Here is a 3,482-nt window from a genome sequence, read left to right on the forward strand (position 1 = left end):
GCCGTAGACGATGGAGAGCTTCCGGAACGAGAGCTTCTCCGCCGGTACCGCGAGCCGCATCTCCGGGAACCGCCGTATGAGCGCGGGGTAGGCGGCCCGGAGCTCCATTTTGGCCAGCTCGGCGCCGATGCAGCGGTGGATGCCGTATCCGAAGGCCAGGTGAGAGGGGGCCTGCCGGTGCGGATCGACCCGCTCCATGTCCGGGCCCAGCTTCTCGTCCCGGTTGGCCCCGCTCAGTGAGCACAGCACCAGATCACCGGCGGATATCCGGGTGCCCGCGATCTCCATGTCCTCGCGGGCGAACCGCGGGAAGGCCACCTGCACCACGGTGAGATAGCGCAGCAGTTCCTCCACGAACGGGTCCACGACATCGTCCTGGTCACGTATCGCGGCGAACTGCTCGGGGGCCTGGAGCAGCACCAGCGTGCCGAGCGCCAGCATGCTCGCGGTCGTTTCCAGACCGCCGGTCAGCACCCCGTCGGCGAGCCCGGCCAGCTCATGGTCGTCGAGCTCGTCGCCGTGCTCCTTCACCAGCATGCCGAGCAGCCCGTCGCCGGGCGTCTCACGCTGCTTCCGCACGATCCCGTGCAGATAGGAGAGGGAGTCCGACATCGCGCCGAAGGAGGCGTTCGCCCCGTCGAAGAGGTCGAACCGCGCCGTGCTGTGGCGCTGGAAGTCATCGCGGTCCTCGTACGGCACACCGAGCAGTTCGCAGATGACCAGCGCGGGAATGGGAAGCGCGAACGCCTGCACGAGATCCACCGGGCCCTTGGCCGCGGCCATCTCGTCGAGGCGCTCCTCCACGATGGAGTGGATGCGTGGGGTGAGCCTGCTGAGCCGCCGCATGGTGAATTCGGGCGTCAGCAGGCGTCGCAGTCTCGTATGCGTCGGTGGATCGCTGAAACCGAGACCTCCCGGATTCTGCTGCGGGGCGACGCCGATGTTCCGTTCCGCGAGGTTGGTGAAATCGGAGCTGAAGCCCTTCGCCTTTCCGAGCACCGCCTTGGTCTCGTCATATCCGGTGACAAGCCAGGCATTGATCCCGAAAGGCAACCATATCTTGCTGATCGGTTCCTTTGCCCTGGTTCGGGACAGATCGGCGATGGGATCGAGACCGTCGCGCCTCAGTGGTGCCAGTGTGGCGTCCGGGAGGAACGACATCTTGGACAAGTCGAAGCCGTTCTTCTGAATTCTCGAAAAGTACTTGCGACCCAGCCAGGCGACGATGTTTGAGCGGAGATTCGACATGGCGCAATACTGCCCTGCCATGCCCGGGCGGCCATGCTCCGATGCCGGACGCGCCCCGGTGTGATGCGCCACAACAGGGTGTGCGCCCTCCCCGTGCGGGCACTTCGGAGGGCGTGCCAGTGGGTGCACGGGTGGGCACTCCGGAGGGCGCACGGGTGGGCGTCAACGCGCCGATGGGTACCAAGGTGGCGCCGACCGCGAAATCGGAGGAAAGTGTAGATATCGGGCGTGAAGCCCGAGCGATGACGGTTGCCTGCGGGACGTCTGTGGCGCCCCCAGGGATATGAGTGAGGTGAGAGGCCTTGCGGGAGAGGTTCCGTGCTGTCCAGGGCGCGCCCTGCTGGGTGAGTCTCATGGCAGCGGATCTGGACCGCGCGCACCACTTCTACGGAGAGCTCTTCGGCTGGGGCTTCCGCCCCACCCGGCAGGGTCACGGCCGTTACACCATCGCGTACACCGAGGGCGGCGTACCGACCGTCGGTATCGGCGCCTCGTCCCCGTCGGCGGGGGTGAGCCTGCCGGTCACCTGGACCACGTACTTCGCGGCGGACAGCGCGGACGAGGTGGCCTCGCGCGTCCAGGAGCGCGGCGGCACGGTCGCGGTCGGGCCGCTGGAGTTCGGCAGCGGCCGGGTGGCCTGGGCGGCCGACCCGGACGGGGCCAACTTCGGCATCTGGGAGGGCGATCTGACCTCCGCCTGGTGGGGCGAGCGCAGACCGGGCGCGCCCGTATGGCTGGAGCTGCGCACCCGTGACGCCTTCGATGCGGCGCTCTTCTACGGTCAGGTCTTCGGCTGGGACACCCAGGGGCGGGAGCGCTGCGACGTCCGCTTCGAGCACGACCGGGTGGTCCTCCATATCGACGGTAAGGCGGTCGCGGGGCTGCGCGGCGGCGCCATCGAGGCCGCCCCGGACCCGAACGTCCGGCCCCGCTGGCGGGTCTACTTCTGCGTGAAGGACGTCGACGAGGTCGCCGAACGCGCCGCGGAGCTCGGCGGCGGCGTCATCTCCCTGCCGGCCGACACCCCCTATGGGCGCATCGCGGCGCTGCGCGACCCGGAGGGCGGGATCTTCAGCGTGGCGGCCGTGAGTAAAGAGCCCGCGGACGGGGATCCTGACCGTTGTAGCTGAGGGGGGAGGAGGCTGGGGCCCTCGACGGCTGTAGGCGTCGGCGCCTACGATCGGAAGTACGGCATCGCGTGCCGGTCACCGGCTGGGTGAGGCATGGAGGTGCCCGTGAGATTGCCTTACGGAGGCATTCCACAGTGTCTGTCGAGTTGAATCACACGATCGTCCATTCGCTGGACAACCACGAATCCGCGGAATTCCTGGCGAATATCCTTGGCCTCGAGGTGGGGGAAGAATGGGGCCCGTTCGTTCCGGTGGAGACCAGTAATGGTGTCACCTTGGACTTCGCCACCATTCCCGGCGAGTCGATCGTCATGCAGCATTACGCGTTCCTCATCTCGGACGAGGAGTTCGACGCGGCCTTCGGGCGGATCCGGGAGCAGGGGGTCACGTACTATGCCGATCCCCATCTGAAGCAGCCGGGCGAGATCAACCACCATCACGGCGGGCGCGGGCTGTACTTCATGGACCCGGCCGGTCATGGCATGGAGATCATCACTCGCCCGTACGGCAACGAGGAGTAGTCCGGCACCGCGGGTGGACCGGGGCGCCGTACGCCCCGGTCCACCGGCTCAGTCCTCCTCTGCCCGCTCGCGGTCCCGGCGCTCCCGCCACGCCCGTACGGCCTCGTCGATGTCGAAGGGCGCGAGATTGAGCGGCGGGCCGGGCGGGGGCCGCCGGATCGCCTCACGGATCTTGTCATTGACCTCCGAGAGGATCTCCCGCACCATCCGCTCCGACGGCGCCCTCTCCACGGCGGCGAGCGCGTCCTCCGCCTCTTTGCGCAGTACGAGTGCCGGCGGCAGAAACGACAAATTCTCGCGGGCCATCTTCTCCTTGACCCACCACAGATCGTCATAGGGCCTGTCGAGATTGGGGAGGGGTTTTCCCTTCCCCTGGAGATTGGCGAACGCGCCGCGTTCCTCCGCCTCACGGATCTGTCGGTCGGCCCACGTTTCGAAACTGATGCCCGGTGGCTTTCGCTCGGTCATCCTCGAATTCTCCCTCGGGCGGCGCGGAACGCGCCACAGGCCGTATGGGAACGGGAGGTCGGAGGTGGGAGGCGAGCACCGGCGGCAGATCCTGGAACGTCCGCCCGGTGGCGGG

The 3,482-nt window shown here is 67.7% G+C and carries 4 protein-coding genes; 2 read left to right on the forward strand and 2 right to left on the reverse strand.

The window, feature by feature from the left end; genetic code table 11:
- On the reverse strand, positions 1 to 1,248 hold a 1,248-nt coding region (locus tag GWI24_RS42165; protein ID WP_210951308.1), incomplete at its 3' end, for a cytochrome P450.
- Between the two features lie 353 nt (positions 1,249 to 1,601).
- Here GWI24_RS42165 and GWI24_RS42170 point away from each other — a divergent pair.
- Together GWI24_RS42170 and GWI24_RS42175 are read left to right on the forward strand one after the other, a co-directional pair.
- Positions 1,602 to 2,378, forward strand: a complete 777-nt coding sequence (locus GWI24_RS42170) for a VOC family protein (RefSeq protein ID WP_210951309.1) — start codon at positions 1,602 to 1,604, stop codon at positions 2,376 to 2,378.
- A 134-nt stretch (positions 2,379 to 2,512) separates the two neighbouring features.
- Entirely contained in the window at positions 2,513 to 2,899 is a 387-nt protein-coding gene (locus GWI24_RS42175) for a VOC family protein (RefSeq protein WP_044573040.1), read from the forward strand.
- Between the two features lie 48 nt (positions 2,900 to 2,947).
- Here the strand turns inward: GWI24_RS42175 and GWI24_RS42180 are convergent, their stop codons facing one another.
- On the reverse strand, positions 2,948 to 3,367 hold the full coding sequence (locus GWI24_RS42180) for a DUF1992 domain-containing protein (RefSeq protein WP_210951310.1): 420 nt from the start codon (positions 3,365 to 3,367) through the stop codon (positions 2,948 to 2,950).
- Positions 3,368 to 3,482: the final 115 nt, after the last annotated feature.

Origin of the sequence: Streptomyces sp. MK37H (assembly GCF_018035285.1) — a bacterium.
Classification (GTDB): Bacteria; Actinomycetota; Actinomycetes; order Streptomycetales; family Streptomycetaceae; genus Streptomyces; species Streptomyces endocoffeicus.

Bases quoted from the DNA above. Each gene is read 5' to 3' on its own strand.
- GWI24_RS42170 (WP_210951309.1), top strand. From the start codon at position 1,602: ATGGCAGCGGATCTGGACCGCGCGCACCACTTCTACGGAGAGCTCTTC.
- GWI24_RS42180 (WP_210951310.1), bottom strand. From the start codon at position 3,367: ATGACCGAGCGAAAGCCACCGGGCATCAGTTTCGAAACGTGGGCCGAC.